Here is an 18,832-nt window from a genome sequence, read left to right on the forward strand (position 1 = left end):
ATCCAGTAGATCGTCAATTACCGAGAGCGCTGCGATCCCGAGCGAAAGCTCGAGATAATAGGAGAACACCTCGAGCCAAGCCTCGTCGGACTGGCCTTTGCCTTGGAAACGGCCGGTTTCTAGCCCGCTGCATAGGGTGTAAATCCCTACGTAGCCATCAAGCCGCGCACCCGAGAGAGGCCTTAGACTATCCCTTTCAAACCGCTTCTTCTGCAAAGAAAAGGACGCGTAGCGCATTAGGTGCGTCTTGCCGCTACCCTTGCTTCCCAAGATGAACGTCGGCATCGGGGATGCGAACCTACCGGCGCTGAACAGCGAATCCGGGCTTTCTGGCGGCGCAATGTCTACCCAAAGCTCCTGAATCTGGTCGTCACTCAGATCGTTGGCCTTCGTCAGGCTGAATGGGTTGCTTGGTGCTACTCCGGCCATCACCAAGAGACCTTAGGATATCTGCGGAAGATTGGTCGCCAGGGTTTTGGACTGGTATGGTCGCACCAGAATATTGGAAGACTATTATCAGGCGTATTATGCGCGAAGCCAATGTAGAGTTGGCCGTCCTCCCAACCCAAAGGATGTGCAGGCACCAGTTGGCTTCCGTAGCGTCGACATGTAGCTTCCGTTGGCAACCGAAGCGGGGCGATCTCGGGCTCGACGTAGAGACGAGAATCCGTCGCGAAAGCGCGAAATGTTGGGTCAAGTTCAACCACGGGATAGACCTCATCGAAAGTCGAGTGCGTGCGTAGATATTGGATCCCGTCGGACAGCCCAAAAATCGGATAGTAGTAGGTCTTCACATCTGGCTTTATGCTCTTGAGTGGTTTCACAATCCGATCAGAATACTCCCGGCCCTGATGTCCTGAGCCGCACAGATCATCGATGAAAACGTAACGAGTTATGCTGGTGTCCTGGACCTTTAGTCCAACATCGGACCCGATATCTGAAAGATCAAATATATCCGAACCGTGTAAGAAAAGGTTCTTGGGCAGGAGATTTTCTTGCCGGAAGTAGTAGAGTAGGAGAGCGCTGCTCTCCGAGGGGTTGCCAAGCGATACGAAGCGCGTGTGTCGCAGCTCTACGTCGACCATGCTGCCCACAATGCTAAGGGTAGTGGATGGATGCAGTCCGGCGCGCACCTCCTTGGCAACCTGCGGACGGAAAGTGTCACGGAAGAGCGATCGGAGCAGGGCTCGCATCTCATTAACCCCGAAATACATGAAGCTTGAAAGCAGTCGAAGCGCCTGTAGCTGCTCATCTGCGTCGGGATCGTCGTGCTCCTCGAACTGGTTGAGCCAGTCGAGTACCTCAGGCCAGTCTGCCCTTCGCTCCCAAATCGAGCTGTGCAAGGTCTTAATCTTCGACTGCAGCTCATCGGTGATTGGATCGTGGCGAGGACTTTTACGCACCGGCACGCACCCGCTTTAAGAGGAAGACGGATTCTTGCTGGATGAGTCCCGCAGTGCGATTGCGCTTCGTCATCAGGCCCCGCGAATCTATGGAGTCGATGAGATGAAGTTGAGTGGAGAAGCCGAAACTCTCAGCAATTTTTTGCAGGAAGAGCGGTGTCGGAAACTCGAGGCCTGCAACAAGATTTGGCCCGACCACGAGGATCAAGCGACCGTCATGCCTCATTGTACGCGAAAGCTCCGACAAGGCATCTCGCATCTCTAGCAGGTAGCGCTGTGCAATCCGCGCACGAAGCGGATTACGCTCAACGATCTCGTCTAGGAGACAATCGGCCTCTGCCAGACCTGTCCCCGAAGGCGCGAGCTCTTCCTTAGCAGTAAGGTGCTCTCGCCCAATTGACTGTTGCTCTATAGGGCGCAGTTTACAATCTGGTGTCAGGCCTAGCCACCCAAGCGACAGACTGGATGCCCGCACGTACTTCTGCGCCCCAACATAGGGCGGCGACGTAATTGCGAGGCCCACCGAAGCGTCAGCCAGCCCTAGTGACCGTGCATCGGAGAAAATTTCCGGCTGATCGAGTACAAATCCTTGCCCTAGCTCAAGGCAGCGCTGGATGTTTTGGTTGGTGATGCTCCAAAACACTGCTCCAACATCGATTTTGGCGAGCCGACCTAGACGGCGAATGACCTCGTCCCCCTTTGCCCCGTATCTCGCACTTCGATCCGGATTAATCTTCACCGGGACTGACAGTCTCGGATCAGCGTAGCTGACGCGTCTCACAGTCGCAGAGAAGCTGACGTCGAACACCGGTCGATGCTGTGCAGATACGCTGCACTCAATTGCCGTCTTCAATCTTCCCAAGCAATCCGAGATCCTTTCCGAGAACCAGTAGTCCCGGTTTACGACATCCGGAATCGTTGGCGACACCAAAGGATAAGCCGCCATCACCTCGTCGAGTTGACGCCGAGCGACCTCCCGATCGATCGGTGTAAGCTTAGCCTGAGTGATCAGACGGGCTAATGGATTTGAGTCTGAGCCAATGGGGCGCAGGCCGGCCAGGGCTCCCTCGTAAAGCACCGTCCCGGAACCGCAGAAAGGATCGAGCAGCGCACTCCCGGCTACAGTTGGTATTGCAGCGAGGAAAAACTGAGGGATATTTACGAGCAGTTTCGCAGGGTATGGATGAATCCCATGCGCACTCTTGCTCGTGCCACCATCCGAACTGAGAAGCTGCCTGAAGTTGACCTCGACGGCTGATCCATCGGATTCGAAGCGCGCAAACAGGTCGCGCAAACTGCTCTCAGCCGCGTCATTCCGTTTCTGCTGCGTTACACTCATCGACATGATTTTCTATCCTAGCGCACGGGATAGACATCGAGACAATTATCGCAACCACTGGATGAGCTCGCACCTCGGTCTACCTCTCAAAAATGCAGTCAGGGCCAACGTTGGGAACGTTCAGGTAAGTCCCTGCTTTTGGGGCAGTAGTGAGATTTGCTGCGGATGCACCAGAGAGGAGTGGGCTTTGCCCTGATTGAGCCATTTGGGCGTCGAAGGTCGATGCACCGGGCTCACAATCAGGAGTGTGTCCCATGATCAAGTCGATCCCTCTGAACAAACTCGTCCAGTCTCCCCGCAATGTCCGCCGTCACAGCGATCCGGCTGCAGATGCCGAACTCAAAGCGAGCATCGCAGCCCGCGGCCTGCTGCAGAATCTCATCGTTAGGCCTACTGCCAAGGGCAAGTTCGAGGTCGAAGCCGGCGAGCGTCGCCGCCGCGCGATGCTTGCGCTCGCGGACGAGAAGCTTCTCGCCCGCGATCACGAAGTCACGTGCCTCGTGCTCGAAGACAGTGCCGAAGCCGTGGTCGAGACCAGCCTCGCGGAGAACTTCCACCGCCTCGCCATGAACCCCGCCGATGAAGCACAGGCCTTTGCCGCGCTCGTGGCAGGCGGTGCGACAGTCGAAGATGTTGCCCGACGTTTCGGCCTGGCGGTTCGTTTTGTCGAGGGGCGCCTGCGTCTCGCGAAGCTTGCGCCGGTGGTGTTCGAGGCGCTTGCCGCGGGTCAGATAACTCTCGATATCGCCAAAGCGTTCGGTGCCACCTCGGATCAGGAAATCCAGGCACGCGTCTTCGAGCAGGTTTCCTCGGCATACTATGCGCCAAATCCCGACAGCATTCGGCGAATGGTCCTCTCCGGGACTGTCCGGGGCAGCGATCCGCGCGCCCGGCTCGTTGGTCGCGATGCCTACATCGCCGCCGGCGGCCGGATCGAACGCGAACTGTTCGATGACGACGACAGCGAATCCTGGGTGGATGTCGCCTTGCTCGAAAGCCTTGCGGCGGCGAAGATGGAAGAGCAAGCGAGAGCCTTGGCCGCCGAGCAGGGTCTCGCCTGGGTCAAGCCGACGCTCGATCCCTATGCCAGCCACGACCTCGTCGAAGGGCTGGTCCGGCTTCCTGCCGAACCGGCGCCGCTCACCGAAGCGGAACTGGCGAGGCTCGACGAACTCGATGCCTCCTATGACGAGCACGCGGCGATCCTCGAAGATGAGCACAGCGCCGAGGAGGCCGTGGCAGCGGCCGAAGCGGCCATCGAGGCCATCGAACGCGAATGTCAGGAAATCCGCGCACGCCCGCCCGTCATTGCACCCGAGCTCAAGGCCGAGGCAGGCATGGTCCTGGTCCTTTCGCGCGATGGCACGCCGGCACTCCAGCCGGTCTTCTATGGTGAGAGGCAGGCTGAACCCGATGAAGGCGAATGCGGAATCGAAGTCATTCCGGCGGACGACGGCTCGGACAAGCGCCGGACCACCTTGTCCAAGCGCCTGGTCGATGAGTTGGCCATGCAGCGCCGTGATGTACTGGCACTGCATGTTGCCTCTGATCCCGGGCTTGCGCTCGATGTCATGATCTTTACGCTGGCTGATGCCGATACGCATGATTGGCGGTCGCGGGCAGCTACCACGTTGCGCGCGCCAGTTCCGGCAGGGCCGATCCTTGGCTTCGAAGCCAAGGATGCTCCGGCCAGCAGCGCGCTCGCCGAACTCAGGTCGGGTCTCGACGAAAGCTGGCGCACGGGCGCCGACGCGACCTCCCGCTTCGACCTGTTTCGCGCGCTGCCCGATGAAGCCCGTGCCGCATGGCTTGGCTATGTCGTAGCCCGGTCGCTCGAGGCGAGCCTCAACATGGCGGGCGAGCGTCAGCTGCGATTCCAGGATCACCTCGGTAGGCTGATCGGCATCGACATAGCGCAGTGGTGGCGCCCGACGGCGGCCAATTACTTCGATCGGGTGTCGAAGCAGGTGATCCTCGATGCGCTGACCGATGTCGGCGGTCTCGAGCTTTCCTCGCGCTTTGCCTCGGTCAAGAAGGGTGACCTGGCGATGAGCGCCGAGCGCGTCTTCGCCGGCACCTACATCACTGAGGTCGAGGTCCGCGAGAAGGCCCTGGCCTGGGTGCCTGAGGTCATGCGGTTCGCTCCCGCTGCGCCGGATGCTGGCGAGCCCGAGATTGACGCCACTGACGCTGGGCCCGGTGTCGATACCGAACATCAGTCTCCCCGCGAGCTGGCCGCCTGACCTCCTCCTGACAGGCAAGGCCACTCGCACCTCGAGAAGCGGTCCTTCGGCTTACGCCGGAGGGCCGCTTCCTTTTTGGCAGGAGAGCAGAGGGGGCTCGGGACCCTGTGGCACTGACCGGCGAACCCGTTGCCGACTGACCAGATGCCAAGATCAGGAGAACCATCATGGCCTATCGCAAGGGACAGAGCAGCGGCTTGTCACCCGCCGCCCGCATCACCCAGGAAATCATCGCGCGTCTGGAGGCTGGCACGAAGCCGTGGATCAAGCCGTGGCGCGGCGTGCCCGTTTCGCGGCCCCTACGGGCCTGCGGGATTCCGTACCGAGGCATGAATGTGTTCTGGTTGTGGATGGTCGCCGACATGTGCGGCTATGCCTCACCGTTCTGGATGACGTATAACCAAGCCAAGTCGCTTGGCGCGCAGGTCCGCAAGGGCGAGAAGTCGACCATCGCGATCTTCTACAAGAGCTACACCAAGGAGGTGGAGGCTCCCGATACCGGCGAAAAGACCGACGAGGCTCGCCGAGTGCTGAAGGCCTATCCGGTCTTCAATGCAGATCAGGTCGAAGGTCTGCCCGAGCGCTTCTATCCGGCTGCAACGTTGGAGCTGGTCGAGCCTGAAGGGCGCGAGGCCGAACTCGACGCCTTCTTCGCCGCCATCCCCGTCAATCTGCGCCACCAAGGCTCTGAAGCCTATTACGAACCCACTGCTGATCGTGTCACGATGCCGCCGACGAGCCTGTTTTCCGGCTTCGACCACTACTATGCCACGCTCGCCCACGAGCTGTCGCACTGGACCGGCCATGCCAACCGCCTGGGACGTGACCTCAAGAACCGCTTCGGCACGGCGGCATATGCCGCCGAGGAACTGGTAGCCGAGCTATCGAGCGCCATGCTCGGCGCTGAGCTGGGGCTGCCGGTCACGCACCTCGACAGCCACGCAAGCTACATCGAGCATTGGCTCAAGCTTCTGAAAGACGATGACCGCGCCATCCTGACGGCTGCGGCCAAGGCCGAGGAGGCGTCGACCCTGCTACTGAAGCTTGGCGGAAGGGTCACGCCCGAACAGTTTGACGACGCGTCGGACGATGCTGTGCTTGCGGCCTGAGGGAGGATGCCATGGGCCGATCAGTCAGCTATCCCAGCGGCGCAATCGTCGCCTTCACAGTGCTCGAGGTTGAAGCCGAGGACGAATGGGAATTCGAATACGAGTGGCTGCGTGACGACCTGCGCGAACGGGCCGGCCGAGCCTTCCCGTCGCTGATCCCGCACGACGGATGGCGCGGTCGGGAAGACCGGATCCTCATGCGCAATGCCTATGCGGATTTCGGCGTATCGGTCTACGGCGGGCTGGTGGCGGTCTGGATCGTCGAACGCGATGACGGCGCCTATTGGGACGCCGATTGGCGCACGGCTCGTTCACCGCGGGCACAGCGCTGGCTGTCCCAGATCGCATCCCGCTTCGATGCCGTGTTCGGCGAATATGACTGTCTCGGGCATATGTCGAACGGAGAGGGTGTCTACGCCAAGCGAGCGGCTTGAGCCGAGCTGGGGTGGTGCATGGATGAAGCATAGGGCGTACCCCTGCCTATGGATCTGTTCCGACCGCCCATGGTCTGGCGCCATGCGAGAGAGGCCCTGGGCCAGCCGCCAGTCTTGCGCAACCCGGCGTGGGCGGGCCCGTGTTGGCCTTCGCCCTTCGGGCTCAAGGCCTGCCCGCGCCAGCCCGCCCGCGCGGGTTTCCCCCTGACGGGTGCGCAAACCTGCCTGAATGCTGGCCCTGACGGGCTCTCGCTGGCGCAGCCATGAGCGGGTGCGTCGGCCTCACGCCAGTCAGGAGGACAATCCCATGCATACGTCATTCGCCGACCAACTCGCCGGGCTCGATCTCGCCGGCTTCTCGATTGGACCTGCTCCCGTATCGACCAGCGATTTCCCAGTCCGGGAGGCGGTCGTCCACACCCTCGAAGCGGTCTGGTCCGATCTTTTTGCCATGGTGTCCGGGACTGCGCTTGAAGCCGATGCCGAGGATCTTGGCTGGGCCTTCGTCAACATCTTCCATCGCTCGGCGGAACGCAAATCGACTGCCCTCGACCGGGCGACCGACGAGGTCCGCGCGCTGATTGCTACGGCCGATGGATCCGAGGTCCACACCCATGAACTCGAGACCCAGGTCGAGCGGGCGCAGTGTGCCGAAGGCGCCATGCTGGCGCTCGAAGAAATGCGCGAGGTCGCAGCAAGCCTATATTTCAACGAGTTCGGTTCCTCCTGGAAGCCAGTCTCCAGTTCGCGCTTCAATCACAGTGCAATGCTCACCTCGGCACTCGTCGAAGGTCGCGACTTCCTCCGCGCCCGCGCCGAAGCCAAACGTCGTGCGGCCGTGCCCGAAGGAACCCCCGTCGTGTTCGCCGGAGGGCGCACCCGTCATGCTTCCGAAGACGATGCGCTGACCTTCGGCAACAATGTCTGGGCCACGCTCGACAAGGTCCGCGACCGCGTGCCGGACATGGTGCTCATCCATGGCGGCGACACCAAGGGCGTCGACCGCCTGGCTTCGAGCTGGGCCGAACGTCGCGGCATTCCGCAGGTGACATTCTCGCTTGATATGCGCCTGGGCGCCCGTGCCGGCTTCAAGCGCAACGAGCGGATGCTCTCCCTCGATCCGCGCTACGTCATCGCGTTCCCGGGTAATGGCGTACTCGAACGCCTGGTGATCGACGCCAAGGCTCGGCGGATCACCGTGGTCGATCGCCGCGGACCCCTCGGCACCAATCCGAAGAACACATCGGCCAAGACCGACTAAGGCCCTGTCAGTCTTCGCGCCAGCGCCGGATCGGCGCTGGCGTCGTCCATCAGAGGAAAGGCGTGCGCCTGTCGGTTGGAGCCAGCGAATGGTTCTTGGCTCCGTTCTACAGGAGGCATTCCATGATCGATATCGAGGCTGTGATGGCCGACTTTGCCGTTCGCCAGGCCGAGCGGCAAACCCAGGTGGTCGAAGAGATTCAGCAGCTCAAGACAGCCATTCTTCCGCACTTGCAGGACGCTGGGATTGCCCGGATCGAGATTCGTTTCGACGGATGCGGCGACAGCGGCGCCGTTGAGGAATGTGTCTGTCTGGATGCAACTGGCGCGCCGATGCCTTGCCCGGATGTCACCCTGCTGGAAGGCGAAGCTGACAAAGCTGATCGTACCGGTTCCGCAGAGCTGCACTCACTCGGGCAGGCTCTCGAGCAGCTGACCTATCTGGCGCTCGAACGTCACCACCCTGGCTGGGAGATCAACGACGGTGCCTGCGGCGAACTTGTGATCGATGTGGCTGAAGCGACCTTCGTGCTCGACTGCAGCCTGCGCTTCACCGCGACCGACGATCACTCGACTGAGCTCTAGGAGACTAGGCATGGCCCACTGCTATTACCACGCCCTCTCGTCGGTCCGGAAATGGGGCGGCACGGTCGATGACTATCTCCCGCTGCACCAGTGGTTCGACCAGTCCAAGGCAATCCTGGCAGACCCTCGGCACCGCGCGCTGCGGCACCATGCCGAGGGGATATTCATGCTGGAGGCGATCTTCGGCGAGACACTCGTCAATGCCGATGGCCGGGTCGTTCCGGTGCGTCTGGTCGGCGAGCAGCACGTGCGCGAAGACTTGGGCACGATCCCCTCCTTTTCTGACTGGGCGCGCTTGATCACGCCGCAGGCCTGGATGCTTCGAGGCAACCCTCTGGACGGCGCTGAAGGGGTGACAATCAATATGCCTGCCCCCGGCGAAGCAGTTGCGTCCAGGAGTGCGCCACCTGCTGGCGGAGCGGTCCCTACCGTGATCTGAGAGGGGGTTCTCCGGTGGAGGGCCAGGGTGGATAATCCGGCCAAGACCGAAGGGAAACGAGGCAGGGCAAACCTGTTCAAGGCATCCAGCTCCACCCGGCTTCAATGCAAACCTGTCCCTGAATCACCCCCCGTCGAGACGCGCAACCCGGATCAGGTCCGGCCGAGTTGCCGGGCTGTGCCCGGCTGCCCGCACCACCCGAACCAGTTCCGGGTTCCCCTTCGGTGCGCTTCGCCATGGGGCGCTTCTGCTCGGGTTTTGCAGCCGGGATGGACCCGGAATGCTCGAACAGGAGAAAGCCCATGACCAATCTCGTTATCCTCGTTGGCCGCATCGCTCGCGACCCCGAGACCCGCACCACCCAGGGTGGAACCAGCATCACCTCGATCTCGGTCGTGACCGACCGTCCCGCCCGCAAGGATGGCAAGACCTACAAGGACGAAAACGGCTACACCGCCAAGGACAGCGAATTCCACCGGATCACCTGCTTCAACGGCCTTGGCCAGAACGTCGCCAAGTACTGCACCAAGGGCCAGCTCGTGACGGTCGAAGGGCGCATCCACTACACCCAGTGGGAAGATCAGAGCGGCGCCAAGCGCTACGGCTGCGAGATCATCGCCGACAAGGTCGACTTCCTCACCAAGGGCCGTTCCGGCAGCAACGAAGGTGCTCCCGATATCGACGAGGACTGAATGTCCTCACCCTACGACAAGGCCCCGGTGGCAGACGCCATCGGGGCCTTTTCTTTTGTACGCCGGCGATGCGGCGGCCAGGGGCATCGAACCCCTTGCCGCCGCCGGGTTGGGCTTACGCGGGAGCTATCCGCTTCAGCGTTTCATCGATCCCGAGTGCCATTGCTCCTCGGACGATCTGACGCAGTTGCGCTGGTTCGATCGTCTCGGCGCCGCACTCGATCAGAATGTGGCCAAGGACAATCGCCGCTTCGTCGCGAAGCTTTGCTTCCTTGGCCGCCAGTTCGTCGCGCTGTTCCCGGAGCTTCTTCAAGGCATCAACCGGATTGCTTTTGCGGGGCATGTCAGTCCTTTCCGCCCCCTTGGTTTGTGATCCCTCGAGAGCACTTCTGCCACCGCGCGCAGGGTGTAGGAAAACAGGAAAAGCGTGCCAGCCCACAACCGTCCGGTTCCAACCGAGAGGGTAGAGGGGCTGGCTCACGGATTGCCCAGTATGATGTCCGTCCACATGCCGCCTCAAGGACGGCAGGGCCCCACCATTTTGCCGAAGAAGGGATGAATCCCTCCCCCGACAAAATCGTTTCCCCCACCGCCGCTGGCGCGGCCGCGCAGGAGCGCGGTCCCTGACCCGGCATGCGCACGAACATCGCACTTCCTTCTGTCGTTCGAGACAACCTCAGGAGGATCATCATGGCTTATTTCGCACCTTGCAGCGCTTCACCCCGCAGCTATTTCGAGGCCCTGGAACTCGCCGAGCGCCGGGCACTGCACAGCTACTTCGATCAGCACATCGTGGAAGACGAAGAGCTCGGATATATCGCCCTCGACGAAGGCGACTACTGCGCTCTGCCAGCACACCTGGCAGCACGTGTCGTCCACACTATTCACGGATTGATGCTGGATGAATTCTGACTCCGAAAAGGGTGGGAGCCGGTAACGGTTCCTGCCCTTTTATTTTGCTCGCCGTCGGCTCGCTTCGATCCATAAGCAGGCCCGATGAGCGGAGCGCGGACATCGGCACCCGCACGCGCTTTGGCTCCGCGCTATCGAGGGCCCTTCATTCCCTCCTGCATGTACGGCGAAGTGACCGGATCACCCACTCGCAGCTTGGTAGACTGAGCACACCGTACGCAGTGACACTGCTGGATTTAAGGAAGGTATTTCAGAGTGATAGGCGAAATTTCATGGCTAGTGTCAAACCAATTCAATCGTGAAGCATGCTTCAGATTCGCGATTTGCGGGCAAATCGAAGCCAGTCAAACCATTGATAGTATTTGCACATTCCGCGATTGACGGGCTTATGTTCCTGATTTATTCTCATTCCTGTCTTCCGCAAGATCAAGCCAGGTTCGCAAGGGTCAATAGGACCCCCGAACATGGATCGGCATCTCAGTCTTCAGACCTACGTTCCCCGCCCACTTGCTGACTGGATAAAGGGCAAGGCCCGGGACCAGCAGGTCTCCGTCAGCATCGTCATTCGCGACCAGTTGATCGACGCATGGCAGCGTGAAAACGAAGCGCGAAAGCGGCCTGCGGCCCTCGACCCGTTACGGCAGAACCTCTTCATCACGGTTGCCCTGGATGCGCTTCTGGCCAGCCATACCGATGGTTCGTTGAGGCAGCGCACGCACGAAGCCTACAATCGTCGTCTCGCCCGTCTCGGGATCAGCGCCTCCACACCCGAAGGAGGCAGCGATGAAGCGTAATCTCCTCAATTTCACCCGCGGCAGCCAGCTCCTCGGACATTTCGGTTTCATGTTCGCAGCGGGGCTCAAAGGCCCCCTGCTGGTGACCTTCCTCGTCACCGCCTGGCTTTGCTATCTCGAGGTGACGTCGACGCTCACCGATCACCAGGTCTATCTCGCCTGGATGCATGTCTATGCCTCCGGCTACGCGTTCATGGAGTTCGATCCCGGCAAGCTGGTGGAACTCAAATTGGCCGGTGGCGGAACTGTCCGCATTCCTTTCAATGTCGTGCGCGATTTTCCGCCCATGCGCGAAGCCTGGAGTGCACTCGGCGCCGCCATCCGGCGCGGCATCGGGCTTTCGGCGCTTGTCCTGATCCCGGCCTTTGCTGCCTTCTGGTGGTTCGCCGAGCGGTTCGGAGGCAAGTCCAAGGAGCGTAAGCACGAGCGTGGGGCGATGCTCGTCACGCTGGACGAACTCGAAGCGGAGATCGACCGGCACAATCGCGCCGAACGTGCCCGCGAACTGCACGCAGCGCTAGGGTGGAAATGGCGTTTGGCAGGCACAGCTGCGACCGAGGAAGCCGGCTTCTACAGTCCGGCACATCTCGCGGGCGTCTCCTGGCCGTGGCGTCTCGAGCAAAGCCATACCATGCTGATCGGTACGACTGGCACCGGCAAGACCGTTGCCCTTAGCCAGCTGCTTGCCGAGGCCCGGGCACGCGGACAGCGCGCCGTTGTTTTCGATCTTACCGGAGCCTTCATCGAGACCTTCTACGATCCGACCCGCGACATCATTCTGAACCCGCTCGATGCCCGTTGTCCGAACTGGAGCGTATTCAACGATTGCACCAGCGAAGGCGAATTCCATGCCGCAGCTGAGGCGCTGGTTCCGCACGATGGCGGTGGTTCCGAGCAGTTCTGGGTGCTCGCAGCCCGCATGCTTTTCGTGGAAATGTGCCTGCATCTCCAGCGCACCGGTCAGGCCAGCAACCAGGCGCTTGCCACTCGCCTCATGACCGCCGACCTCGCGCAGGTGCACAAGCTTATGCGCGGCACCATGGCCGATCCGCTGACAGCGCCAGAAGCCGCGCGCATGGCAGAATCAATCCGCGCTGTGTTTAACGCCAACGCCAAGGCACTGAAGCTGCTACCCGCTAAAGGCCCGCGCTTTTCGGTACGGGACTGGATCCGCGGCAGCTCCCAATCGGGCTCAATCCTGTTCCTCTCCGCACGCTACGTCGACATGTCGATCTGTTCGCAGCTACTTACCTTGTGGCTCGACACGGCCATGAACACGCTGATGACCATGGAGCGTACGCCCGATCTCAGGGTCTGGTTTCTGATCGACGAACTGGGCGCGTTGCACCGACTGCCCGCACTGGAGAAAGGCCTGCAGACCGCGCGCAATTTTGGCGGCGCGATCGTCACTGGCGTCCATGCCTTTGCCAAGCTCAAGGAGGTCTACGGCGAGAACATGGCGATGACCTTGTCGTCGCTCGCGCGCAGTAAGCTGATCCTCGCCACTGCGGACCGGGAAACGGCAACCTGGTGTTCCGACTTCATCGGTCATCGCCAGGTCCGCGACATGGAAGAAGGGTACAGCTACGGTTATAACAATGCCCGCGACGCCGTCAGCCTGACGCCCCGTCGCCAGATTGAGCCGTTGCTGCTGCCCGATCAGTTCATGAACCTGCCGAGGCTCTCCGGTTACCTCAAGTTCCCCGACGGATTTCCTGCCGCTCCGGTCACGCTTGTCCCGCGCCGCTGGCCGCGGATGGCCGAGGGATTCATCGCGCGGGCATTTGGGCCTACTCCCGGGGCACACGCGGCGGATGAGACCAATGTCGATCCCTCGGAATGGGCCTCCTTGCCTGCCGAAGCTGCCGACGGCGCCCCAGCCGCGAATGACGACGGCGCCGGCAAGCCGGTCGTTCCCGAGCAGTTGAAGTTGGACCTTCAGCGTGTTGTCAGGACGCCGGATGAGACCGGGAATGTGACTGAGCAGCGGTTCTCCAAAGCCCATGCACAGGTCTTGCGGGAAGCGCCCGAACAAGCCCAGGTCGAAACATCGGCCGAAGCGCTCACGAGTTCTGGGCCGACTACAACCTTGCCTCCCGGGCCGCTTCTTTCCGGCAGAAGTGAAGCGACCGATGAGACGCAGCCATCCCTCGATGAAAAAGCGTCGGCGCGAGGAAACAAGCCAGCTTCAGGCGATCCGAAGCTAATCGCGGTCCCACGATCGCAGGACAGTCAGAGCCCCCGAGAACGGGCCGAACGAGACCTGCTCGAGGGCGGCGTCGAGAGCGGGGCGCAAGACTTCTACGAACCCGACCTTTGAGGGCACCACAGCAAGGGGGCACCTTGCTTGAAGGACCATAAGCCATGCTCTCGGTTGCCAATGTCCGGTCCGCGTCCGGCGCAGCCAGCTACTTTGCTGCTGACAATTATTACGCAAGCGCAGACGCGGATCGCTCAGGCCAATGGGTTGGGTCAGGAGCCGATACCCTTGGCCTTTCCGGAGCGGTCGATGCCGCAGTCTTCGACAAGCTCCTCAGGGGCGAGCTTCCGGATGGCACCAGGGTCGGTCACGAAAACCAGCACCGAGCCGGCACCGATCTGACCTTTTCCCTGCCAAAGAGCTGGTCGGTCCTCGCCCTCGTCGGCGGCGACAAGCGGATCATTGAGGCCTACCGCGAGGCCGTGGTGGAAACGCTCCAGTGGGCCGAGAAGAATGCGGCAGAAACGCGTCTCGTCGAAAACGGGAAGGTGCGGACCGTGCAGACTGGCAATCTCACCGTGGCGCTGTTCCAGCACGATACCAATCGCAACCAGGAGCCCAACCTCCATTTCCATGCCGTCATCGCCAACGTCACGAAAGGTGCCGATGACAAATGGCGGACGCTGAAGAACGACCGGCTCTGGTCACTCAATACCCTTCTCAACAGCATGGCGATGGCGCGCTTCCGTCTCTCGGTCGAGAAGCTCGGTTATGAAGTCGGTCCTGTCGGCAAGCACGGGAACTTCGAGGCGGCGGGCTTTTCTCGCGAACAGGTCATGGCCTTCTCCACAAGGCGACAGGAGGTTCTGGACGCACGCCGCGGCCCGGGCCTTGAAGCGGGCAAGATCGCTGCCCTCGATACCCGCAGCGCCAAACAAGCCGTCGCCGATAGGGGCGCCCTGACGGCGGATTGGCAGGACCATGCCCGGGCAGCAGGGCTCAACCTGCAGGCCATGATTGAACGAGCACAGGGTCACTCGCATTCCTCGCAGCACACACCCGCGGCTGGCACCAGCCTAATCGAGCGCGGCAGGGCCTGGCTCAGGGACTTTGCCGAGCGCATCAGGGGCAATCCTGCCGATCCACTGATCCCGGCTCACGTCCTCAGCCGAGACCGCGAGACCATCGCCGCAGCCCAGGCTACAGCGTCAGCGGTACGCCACCTCTCACAGCGCGAAGCGGCCTTTCCGCGCGAGGCCCTGTTCAAATCGGCGCTGGATTTTGGTCTGCCGACAACCATTGGCGCCATTGAGCAGCGGGTCAGCTCGCTGGTCCGTTCGGGCGAACTCGTTCCAGGGTCAGGTGAACACAAGGGCTGGCTGACCACGCGTGATGCGCTCGCGAGCGAGCATCGCATTCTCGCCGCGGTCGAAGCCGGGAGGGACGCCGTGCCGCCCCTTCTCGGGAGCAATGAGGCAGGCGCACGGGTCAAGGCCGTCGCTGCCATCAATCACGGCATCGAACTCAATGGTGGCCAAGAAGCGGCCGCCCGCCTGATCCTCAGCTCGTCCCACCGGACAATCGCCATCCAAGGTGTCGCCGGTGCGGGCAAGAGCAGTGTTTTGAAGCCCGTGGCGCAGATCCTCAGCGAGGAAGGCAAGGAGATCATCGGGCTCGCCGTCCAGAACACTCTGGTGCAGATGCTGGAGCGCGACACTGGTATTCGGTCGATGACTTTGGCGCGCCTGCTCAAGCGCTGGGCACCGATGCTGGAGCATCCTGGAAATCCTGGCTTGATGGCCGAGGCGAGAGCCGCATTGGGCGACCGGGTCCTCGTCCTTGATGAGGCCTCGATGGTCTCGAACAGCGACAAGGAGCGTCTGGTCACGCTGGCCAATCTGGTTGGCGCGCGCAGGCTTGTGCTTGTTGGCGATGCCCGCCAACTCGGCGCGGTCGATGCCGGCAAACCCTTTGATCTCGTCCAGAAGGCCGGTATCGCGCGCGCCGAAATGACGATCAATTTGCGCGGCCGGGACCCGGAACTGCGACTGGCTCAGGCTGCTGCGCAAACGGGTGACGTCGAAACCGCACTTGGTCATCTCAAGAGCTCGACGATCGAGAGATCGGGCGACAGCGCTTTGACGGCTGCCGAGCAATGGCTCCAGCTTGCGCCGCTAGAGCGGGAGCGGACCGCGATCTATGCCTCGAGTCGGGCCTTGCGAACCGCGGTGAACGAAGCTGTTCAGCGGGGGCTCAAGGCCAACGGTGAGCTCGGTAAAACATCGTTCGACCTGACCGTACTGTCACGGGTCAATGCAACGCGTGAGGAGCTCCGCTATGTCTCGGCATACCGCCCGGGCATGGTCCTCGATGTTCGGAGCCCCGATAAACATCAGCGGCTCCCACGCGGCGAATACAAGGTCGACAGGATAGACGAGAAGACGCGCGAGGTGTTCCTCGTCGATGGCAAGGGTAAGGCACGAACCCTTCGGCCGAGCCGGATCCGTTCCGGTGCGAAGGACGATCGCCTTGCGCTCTTCGAAGAGAAACGCCTGTCGATCCATGCCGGAGACCGGATCCGGTGGACCGAAAACGATCATCGCCGAGGATTGTTCAATGCTGATCAGGCAAAGATCGAGGCGGTCGAAGGCGCTCGAGTGACTGTGGTCACCTCCACTGGCCTGCGCCACGAGCTGGAGCGCTCCGATCCAATGCTCAGGCGCCTTGATCTCGCTTACGCGCTCAATGCCCATATGGCGCAGGGGCTGACGTCGGATCGAGGCATTGCCGTCATGGATAGCCGGGAACGCAATCTGGCCAATCAGCAAACCTTCCTCGTGACCGTGACCCGGCTGCGGGACCACCTGACCCTTGTCGTCGACAGTACAGACAAGCTCGGGAGGGCGGTTTCGCAGAACACCGGGGAGAAGACCTCGGCGCTGGAAGTTACTGAGCGCCTACGCGAGGCAGCAGCGAAAGGCCAGGCCGCCGGGTCACCAAGCAAGGAGGATCATTCCAAAAAGCCGCCAGAACTGGTCAAGGAGCGCACCAAGCCATTCGAAATCGGTATTTAATCTCTGCAAGGTTGAGCCTGGACGGCCGGACATTCTCCAGGCAACCTGGCGCACATTGATTTTGGCTAGGGCGGAACTGTGAAGGGCGTTTTCGAGATCAGCGGCAATTCGCGGTACGATGACGCGATCACCGAGCGGTATCACTTTCCGAGCAATTACCTGTCGGTTGCGCGAGAGCTTGAGAGCGACTGGATCGTCTACCGCGAGACGCGAGTTTCCGGCGGGCGAATGGCCTATATCGCTGCGGCCTTCGTCGAGCGGATCGACGCTGACCCGAGCGATCCCAGCCACTTCTATGCGCGTGTGCGCGACTACCTCGAGTTCGATCAGCCTGTCCCCTACCGCGACGGCAGCGGCCGTTTTGCCGAGCGCTTCCTGCGCGAGATGACACGGCCTGGCGATGCCGGGCGAAGCTTGCGCGGCAAGTCGGTCCGCAGGCTGGAAAACGAGGATTTCGTGGCCATCGTCAATGCGGGCCTTGCCGAAACTCTCGATCCCGAAAACCGCATCCGCCTCGAACTCGATGCCCCCCGCATCGATCCGGAGACCAATCTGCTCCTGCACGATCACTTCGCGGAGCGCCGGGTCGAGCAGATGCTCGTGAACCGCAAGATCCGTGACGCGAACTTCCGCAATCATGTCCTCGATACGTACGAAAACACCTGCGCCGTCACCGGGCTAAGGATCGTCAATGGCGGCGGCAAGGCTGAGGCCCAGGCCGCGCACATCTGGTCAGTTGCGGGTGGCGGCCCGGACATTGTCCAGAACGGCGTGGCCTTGTCAGCGACAGCCCACTGGCTGTTTGACCGCCACCTCATCACCTTCGACGACAACCTCTGCCTGCTCGTATCGCACAACAAGGTGCCGTCCGAGCTTCTGCAGCTATTCCCCCCAGCGGGTCAGCAAATCCGCCTGCCGCGCGATCAATCGCTACATCCGAGGCCAGAGTTCGTTGCCCGGCATCGCGAGCGATTTGCTGGAATTTGACCCGAGCTCAGATCACACCGATCGGCCGAACCAGATGACCCGGCCGACAACGTGGATCGTCGAGCGATCAACGTCAGACCAGGTCGGATAAGCCGTATTGTCGCTCGAGATCGTGATCAGTCTTCCGCCCGGCTGGATCGTAACCCGCTTCACCACGAGCGCATCGTCGGCACGCAGCACATAGATGCCATCACGCAGGCGCGATCCCTGATCCGAGGAGTCGACCAGGACCTCGTCGCCGTCCCGCAGCGTGGGCTCCATTGACTCTCCATGGACATGGATGATCGACAGGCTCGGGCTCTTGGCCCGGGTCAACTTGCCCAGCCAGCGTTCGTCAAAGCCAAAGCGGGTATGGGCTGTCTCGCTCTCCGCGATCGCACCAAAACCGGCCGAGGCATCGACATTGAGGATCGGCACTTCAACCAGACCATCACGCACAGGAAGCGCTGGCCCACCGAGCACCTGCTCATCGACCCCAAAGAACTGGGCAAGGATACGCCGGTCCTCGTCGTCCAGCTTGCGCGGTGAGCCGCGCTTGATGAATTGCTGGATATAAGCGGGGTTGCGATTGAGCAGCCGCGACACCGCGGAATAACCCACGTTTCTCTGCCGGATCAGACGATCCAGCTCTTCCCTGACATTCTCCATCTGCGTCGCCTTTCAAGGGGCGGTCCAGGTGAGGTGTAGGAATTCATCCTAGACTCGATGGGGTCTTCCTAATAAGAACATAACAAGAACACAAGCTGAATTTGATTCGAGGTAGACCATGAAGCTGCTGGATCGCATCGAGCGTCATCTCAAGGAGACCCACATGTCCGCGACCCGGTTCGGGAGACGGGCGGTCGGCGATCCGCGCTTTGTGCTGGACCTGCGGATGGGGCGGAGGCCCCGTCGGAGAACTCTGGAGAGGGTCGAGGCGTACCTCGCCTCGATATCACCGGGGCAACAATCACAGCCGCAATTTACAGAATCCTCACGTCCTTAATGGAACCAGTCTTGGCGACAGCGGGCGCGTTCGATACCGTCCGAGCTGTTCGGGGTCCTCCTGCTTGAATGCTATTGGCAGACTTGTCTGCTTCCCTGCATAGGAGCAGAGTTCTTCGATTTTGCCGAGTTTCAGGGGGATTGCGTGGAAATTACCGAATGGCTGGGTCATGGTCTGATCTTCTTCTTTACCAAGATTCCGCTCATCGGCGATGCGATGGCTGCTTTCCTGGCTGTCGTATTAGTTGGAACTGCCTTCGCAATATCCTCCCGTTACAAGCGGGATTTCCATGAGCCGCTTGCAAAAGCGATCGAATCTCGGGTTCGACTTCTTGATGATGTGACTGGCGGCAGTACGGCTGACATCGATTCTGCCC

17 protein-coding genes and 1 pseudogene are annotated in these 18,832 nt (G+C 61.3%); 13 read left to right on the plus strand and 5 right to left on the minus strand.

Features of this window, described 5'->3' with window-relative positions; translation table 11 throughout:
* The 3 genes from EBBID32_RS20565 to EBBID32_RS20575 form a co-directional block, all read right to left on the minus strand.
* A partial coding sequence (locus EBBID32_RS20565) for an ORC-CDC6 family AAA ATPase (RefSeq protein ID WP_037492265.1) occupies nucleotides 1–429 on the minus strand: 429 nt, incomplete at its 3' end.
* The gene (locus tag EBBID32_RS20570; RefSeq protein WP_037492266.1) at nucleotides 429–1,409 is read right to left on the minus strand and encodes a phosphoribosyltransferase-like protein; all 981 of its coding nucleotides are present in this window, start codon (nucleotides 1,407–1,409) and stop codon (nucleotides 429–431) included. The genes EBBID32_RS20565 and EBBID32_RS20570, both read right to left, overlap by 1 nt.
* Nucleotides 1,396–2,748: a hypothetical protein gene (locus tag EBBID32_RS20575; RefSeq protein ID WP_006966172.1), complete on the minus strand. Its 1,353-nt coding sequence runs from the start codon at nucleotides 2,746–2,748 to the stop codon at nucleotides 1,396–1,398. Before EBBID32_RS20575 ends, EBBID32_RS20570 begins: the two co-directional genes overlap by 14 nt.
* Nucleotides 2,749–2,996: 248 nt before the next feature.
* Here EBBID32_RS20575 and EBBID32_RS20580 point away from each other — a divergent pair, with 248 nt between their 5' ends.
* The 7 genes from EBBID32_RS20580 (at nucleotide 2,997) to EBBID32_RS20610 (ending at nucleotide 9,504) form a co-directional block, all read left to right on the plus strand.
* Entirely contained in the window at nucleotides 2,997–4,985 is a 1,989-nt protein-coding gene (locus EBBID32_RS20580; protein ID WP_006966174.1) for a ParB/RepB/Spo0J family partition protein, read from the plus strand.
* A 167-nt stretch (nucleotides 4,986–5,152) separates the two neighbouring features.
* Entirely contained in the window at nucleotides 5,153–6,094 is a 942-nt protein-coding gene (locus EBBID32_RS20585; RefSeq protein WP_006966176.1) for an ArdC family protein, read from the plus strand.
* Between the two features lie 11 nt (nucleotides 6,095–6,105).
* Entirely contained in the window at nucleotides 6,106–6,528 is a 423-nt protein-coding gene (locus tag EBBID32_RS20590; RefSeq protein ID WP_006966178.1) for a hypothetical protein, read from the plus strand.
* A 307-nt stretch (nucleotides 6,529–6,835) separates the two neighbouring features.
* Nucleotides 6,836–7,789: a DUF2493 domain-containing protein gene (locus tag EBBID32_RS20595; RefSeq protein WP_006966180.1), complete on the plus strand. Its 954-nt coding sequence runs from the start codon at nucleotides 6,836–6,838 to the stop codon at nucleotides 7,787–7,789.
* 122 nt (nucleotides 7,790–7,911) lie between these two features.
* Nucleotides 7,912–8,373 carry a DUF6878 family protein gene (locus tag EBBID32_RS20600; protein WP_006966182.1) on the plus strand — a complete coding sequence of 154 codons (462 nt, stop codon included), beginning with the start codon at nucleotides 7,912–7,914 and terminating at the stop codon, nucleotides 8,371–8,373.
* 10 nt (nucleotides 8,374–8,383) lie between these two features.
* The gene (locus EBBID32_RS20605) at nucleotides 8,384–8,812 is read left to right on the plus strand and encodes a DUF6915 family protein (RefSeq protein ID WP_006966184.1); all 429 of its coding nucleotides are present in this window, start codon (nucleotides 8,384–8,386) and stop codon (nucleotides 8,810–8,812) included.
* A 302-nt stretch (nucleotides 8,813–9,114) separates the two neighbouring features.
* The gene (locus tag EBBID32_RS20610; protein WP_006966186.1) at nucleotides 9,115–9,504 is read left to right on the plus strand and encodes a single-stranded DNA-binding protein; all 390 of its coding nucleotides are present in this window, start codon (nucleotides 9,115–9,117) and stop codon (nucleotides 9,502–9,504) included.
* Nucleotides 9,505–9,619: 115 nt separating this feature from the next.
* On the opposite strand, the gene EBBID32_RS25055 is transcribed toward EBBID32_RS20610, so the two are convergent.
* Nucleotides 9,620–9,847 carry a DUF6437 family protein gene (locus tag EBBID32_RS25055; RefSeq protein ID WP_006966188.1) on the minus strand — a complete coding sequence of 76 codons (228 nt, stop codon included), beginning with the start codon at nucleotides 9,845–9,847 and terminating at the stop codon, nucleotides 9,620–9,622.
* 347 nt (nucleotides 9,848–10,194) lie between these two features.
* On the opposite strand from EBBID32_RS25055, the gene EBBID32_RS20620 reads away from it, so the two are divergent.
* The 5 genes from EBBID32_RS20620 (at nucleotide 10,195) to EBBID32_RS20640 (ending at nucleotide 17,471) form a co-directional block, all read left to right on the plus strand.
* Entirely contained in the window at nucleotides 10,195–10,416 is a 222-nt protein-coding gene (locus EBBID32_RS20620; protein WP_037492268.1) for a hypothetical protein, read from the plus strand.
* A gap of 464 nt (nucleotides 10,417–10,880) precedes the next feature.
* Nucleotides 10,881–11,210: a hypothetical protein gene (locus tag EBBID32_RS20625; RefSeq protein WP_006966190.1), complete on the plus strand. Its 330-nt coding sequence runs from the start codon at nucleotides 10,881–10,883 to the stop codon at nucleotides 11,208–11,210.
* Nucleotides 11,200–13,530: a type IV secretion system DNA-binding domain-containing protein gene (locus EBBID32_RS20630; RefSeq protein WP_006966192.1), complete on the plus strand. Its 2,331-nt coding sequence runs from the start codon at nucleotides 11,200–11,202 to the stop codon at nucleotides 13,528–13,530. Before EBBID32_RS20625 ends, EBBID32_RS20630 begins: the two co-directional genes overlap by 11 nt.
* A 44-nt stretch (nucleotides 13,531–13,574) precedes the next feature.
* A complete protein-coding gene (gene mobF / locus EBBID32_RS20635; RefSeq protein ID WP_006966194.1) occupies nucleotides 13,575–16,484 on the plus strand; it encodes a MobF family relaxase in 2,910 nt (969 codons plus the stop codon).
* Between the two features lie 78 nt (nucleotides 16,485–16,562).
* A complete protein-coding gene (locus EBBID32_RS20640; protein WP_006966196.1) occupies nucleotides 16,563–17,471 on the plus strand; it encodes an HNH endonuclease in 909 nt (302 codons plus the stop codon).
* Nucleotides 17,472–17,483: 12 nt separating this feature from the next.
* Here EBBID32_RS20640 and EBBID32_RS20645 read toward each other — a convergent pair whose 3' ends face one another.
* Complete coding sequence (locus EBBID32_RS20645) at nucleotides 17,484–18,119, minus strand: S24 family peptidase (protein ID WP_006966198.1); 636 nt, start codon at nucleotides 18,117–18,119, stop codon at nucleotides 17,484–17,486.
* Between the two features lie 481 nt (nucleotides 18,120–18,600).
* Here EBBID32_RS20645 and EBBID32_RS20655 point away from each other — a divergent pair.
* Nucleotides 18,601–18,832, plus strand: a pseudogene (locus tag EBBID32_RS20655) (anti-phage ZorAB system protein ZorA); the annotation flags it as partial.

This window comes from Sphingobium indicum BiD32 (assembly GCF_000382885.1).
Lineage (GTDB): Bacteria > Pseudomonadota > Alphaproteobacteria > Sphingomonadales > Sphingomonadaceae > Sphingobium > Sphingobium japonicum_C.

Bases quoted from the DNA above. Each gene is read 5' to 3' on its own strand.
- EBBID32_RS20575 (WP_006966172.1), bottom strand. From the start codon at position 2,748: ATGTCGATGAGTGTAACGCAGCAGAAACGGAATGACGCGGCTGAGAGC.
- EBBID32_RS20580 (WP_006966174.1), top strand. From the start codon at position 2,997: ATGATCAAGTCGATCCCTCTGAACAAACTCGTCCAGTCTCCCCGCAAT.
- EBBID32_RS20585 (WP_006966176.1), top strand. From the start codon at position 5,153: ATGGCCTATCGCAAGGGACAGAGCAGCGGCTTGTCACCCGCCGCCCGC.
- EBBID32_RS20590 (WP_006966178.1), top strand. From the start codon at position 6,106: ATGGGCCGATCAGTCAGCTATCCCAGCGGCGCAATCGTCGCCTTCACA.
- EBBID32_RS20595 (WP_006966180.1), top strand. From the start codon at position 6,836: ATGCATACGTCATTCGCCGACCAACTCGCCGGGCTCGATCTCGCCGGC.
- EBBID32_RS20600 (WP_006966182.1), top strand. From the start codon at position 7,912: ATGATCGATATCGAGGCTGTGATGGCCGACTTTGCCGTTCGCCAGGCC.
- EBBID32_RS20605 (WP_006966184.1), top strand. From the start codon at position 8,384: ATGGCCCACTGCTATTACCACGCCCTCTCGTCGGTCCGGAAATGGGGC.
- EBBID32_RS20610 (WP_006966186.1), top strand. From the start codon at position 9,115: ATGACCAATCTCGTTATCCTCGTTGGCCGCATCGCTCGCGACCCCGAG.
- EBBID32_RS25055 (WP_006966188.1), bottom strand. From the start codon at position 9,847: ATGCCCCGCAAAAGCAATCCGGTTGATGCCTTGAAGAAGCTCCGGGAA.
- EBBID32_RS20620 (WP_037492268.1), top strand. From the start codon at position 10,195: ATGGCTTATTTCGCACCTTGCAGCGCTTCACCCCGCAGCTATTTCGAG.
- EBBID32_RS20625 (WP_006966190.1), top strand. From the start codon at position 10,881: ATGGATCGGCATCTCAGTCTTCAGACCTACGTTCCCCGCCCACTTGCT.
- EBBID32_RS20630 (WP_006966192.1), top strand. From the start codon at position 11,200: ATGAAGCGTAATCTCCTCAATTTCACCCGCGGCAGCCAGCTCCTCGGA.
- mobF (WP_006966194.1), top strand. From the start codon at position 13,575: ATGCTCTCGGTTGCCAATGTCCGGTCCGCGTCCGGCGCAGCCAGCTAC.
- EBBID32_RS20645 (WP_006966198.1), bottom strand. From the start codon at position 18,119: ATGGAGAATGTCAGGGAAGAGCTGGATCGTCTGATCCGGCAGAGAAAC.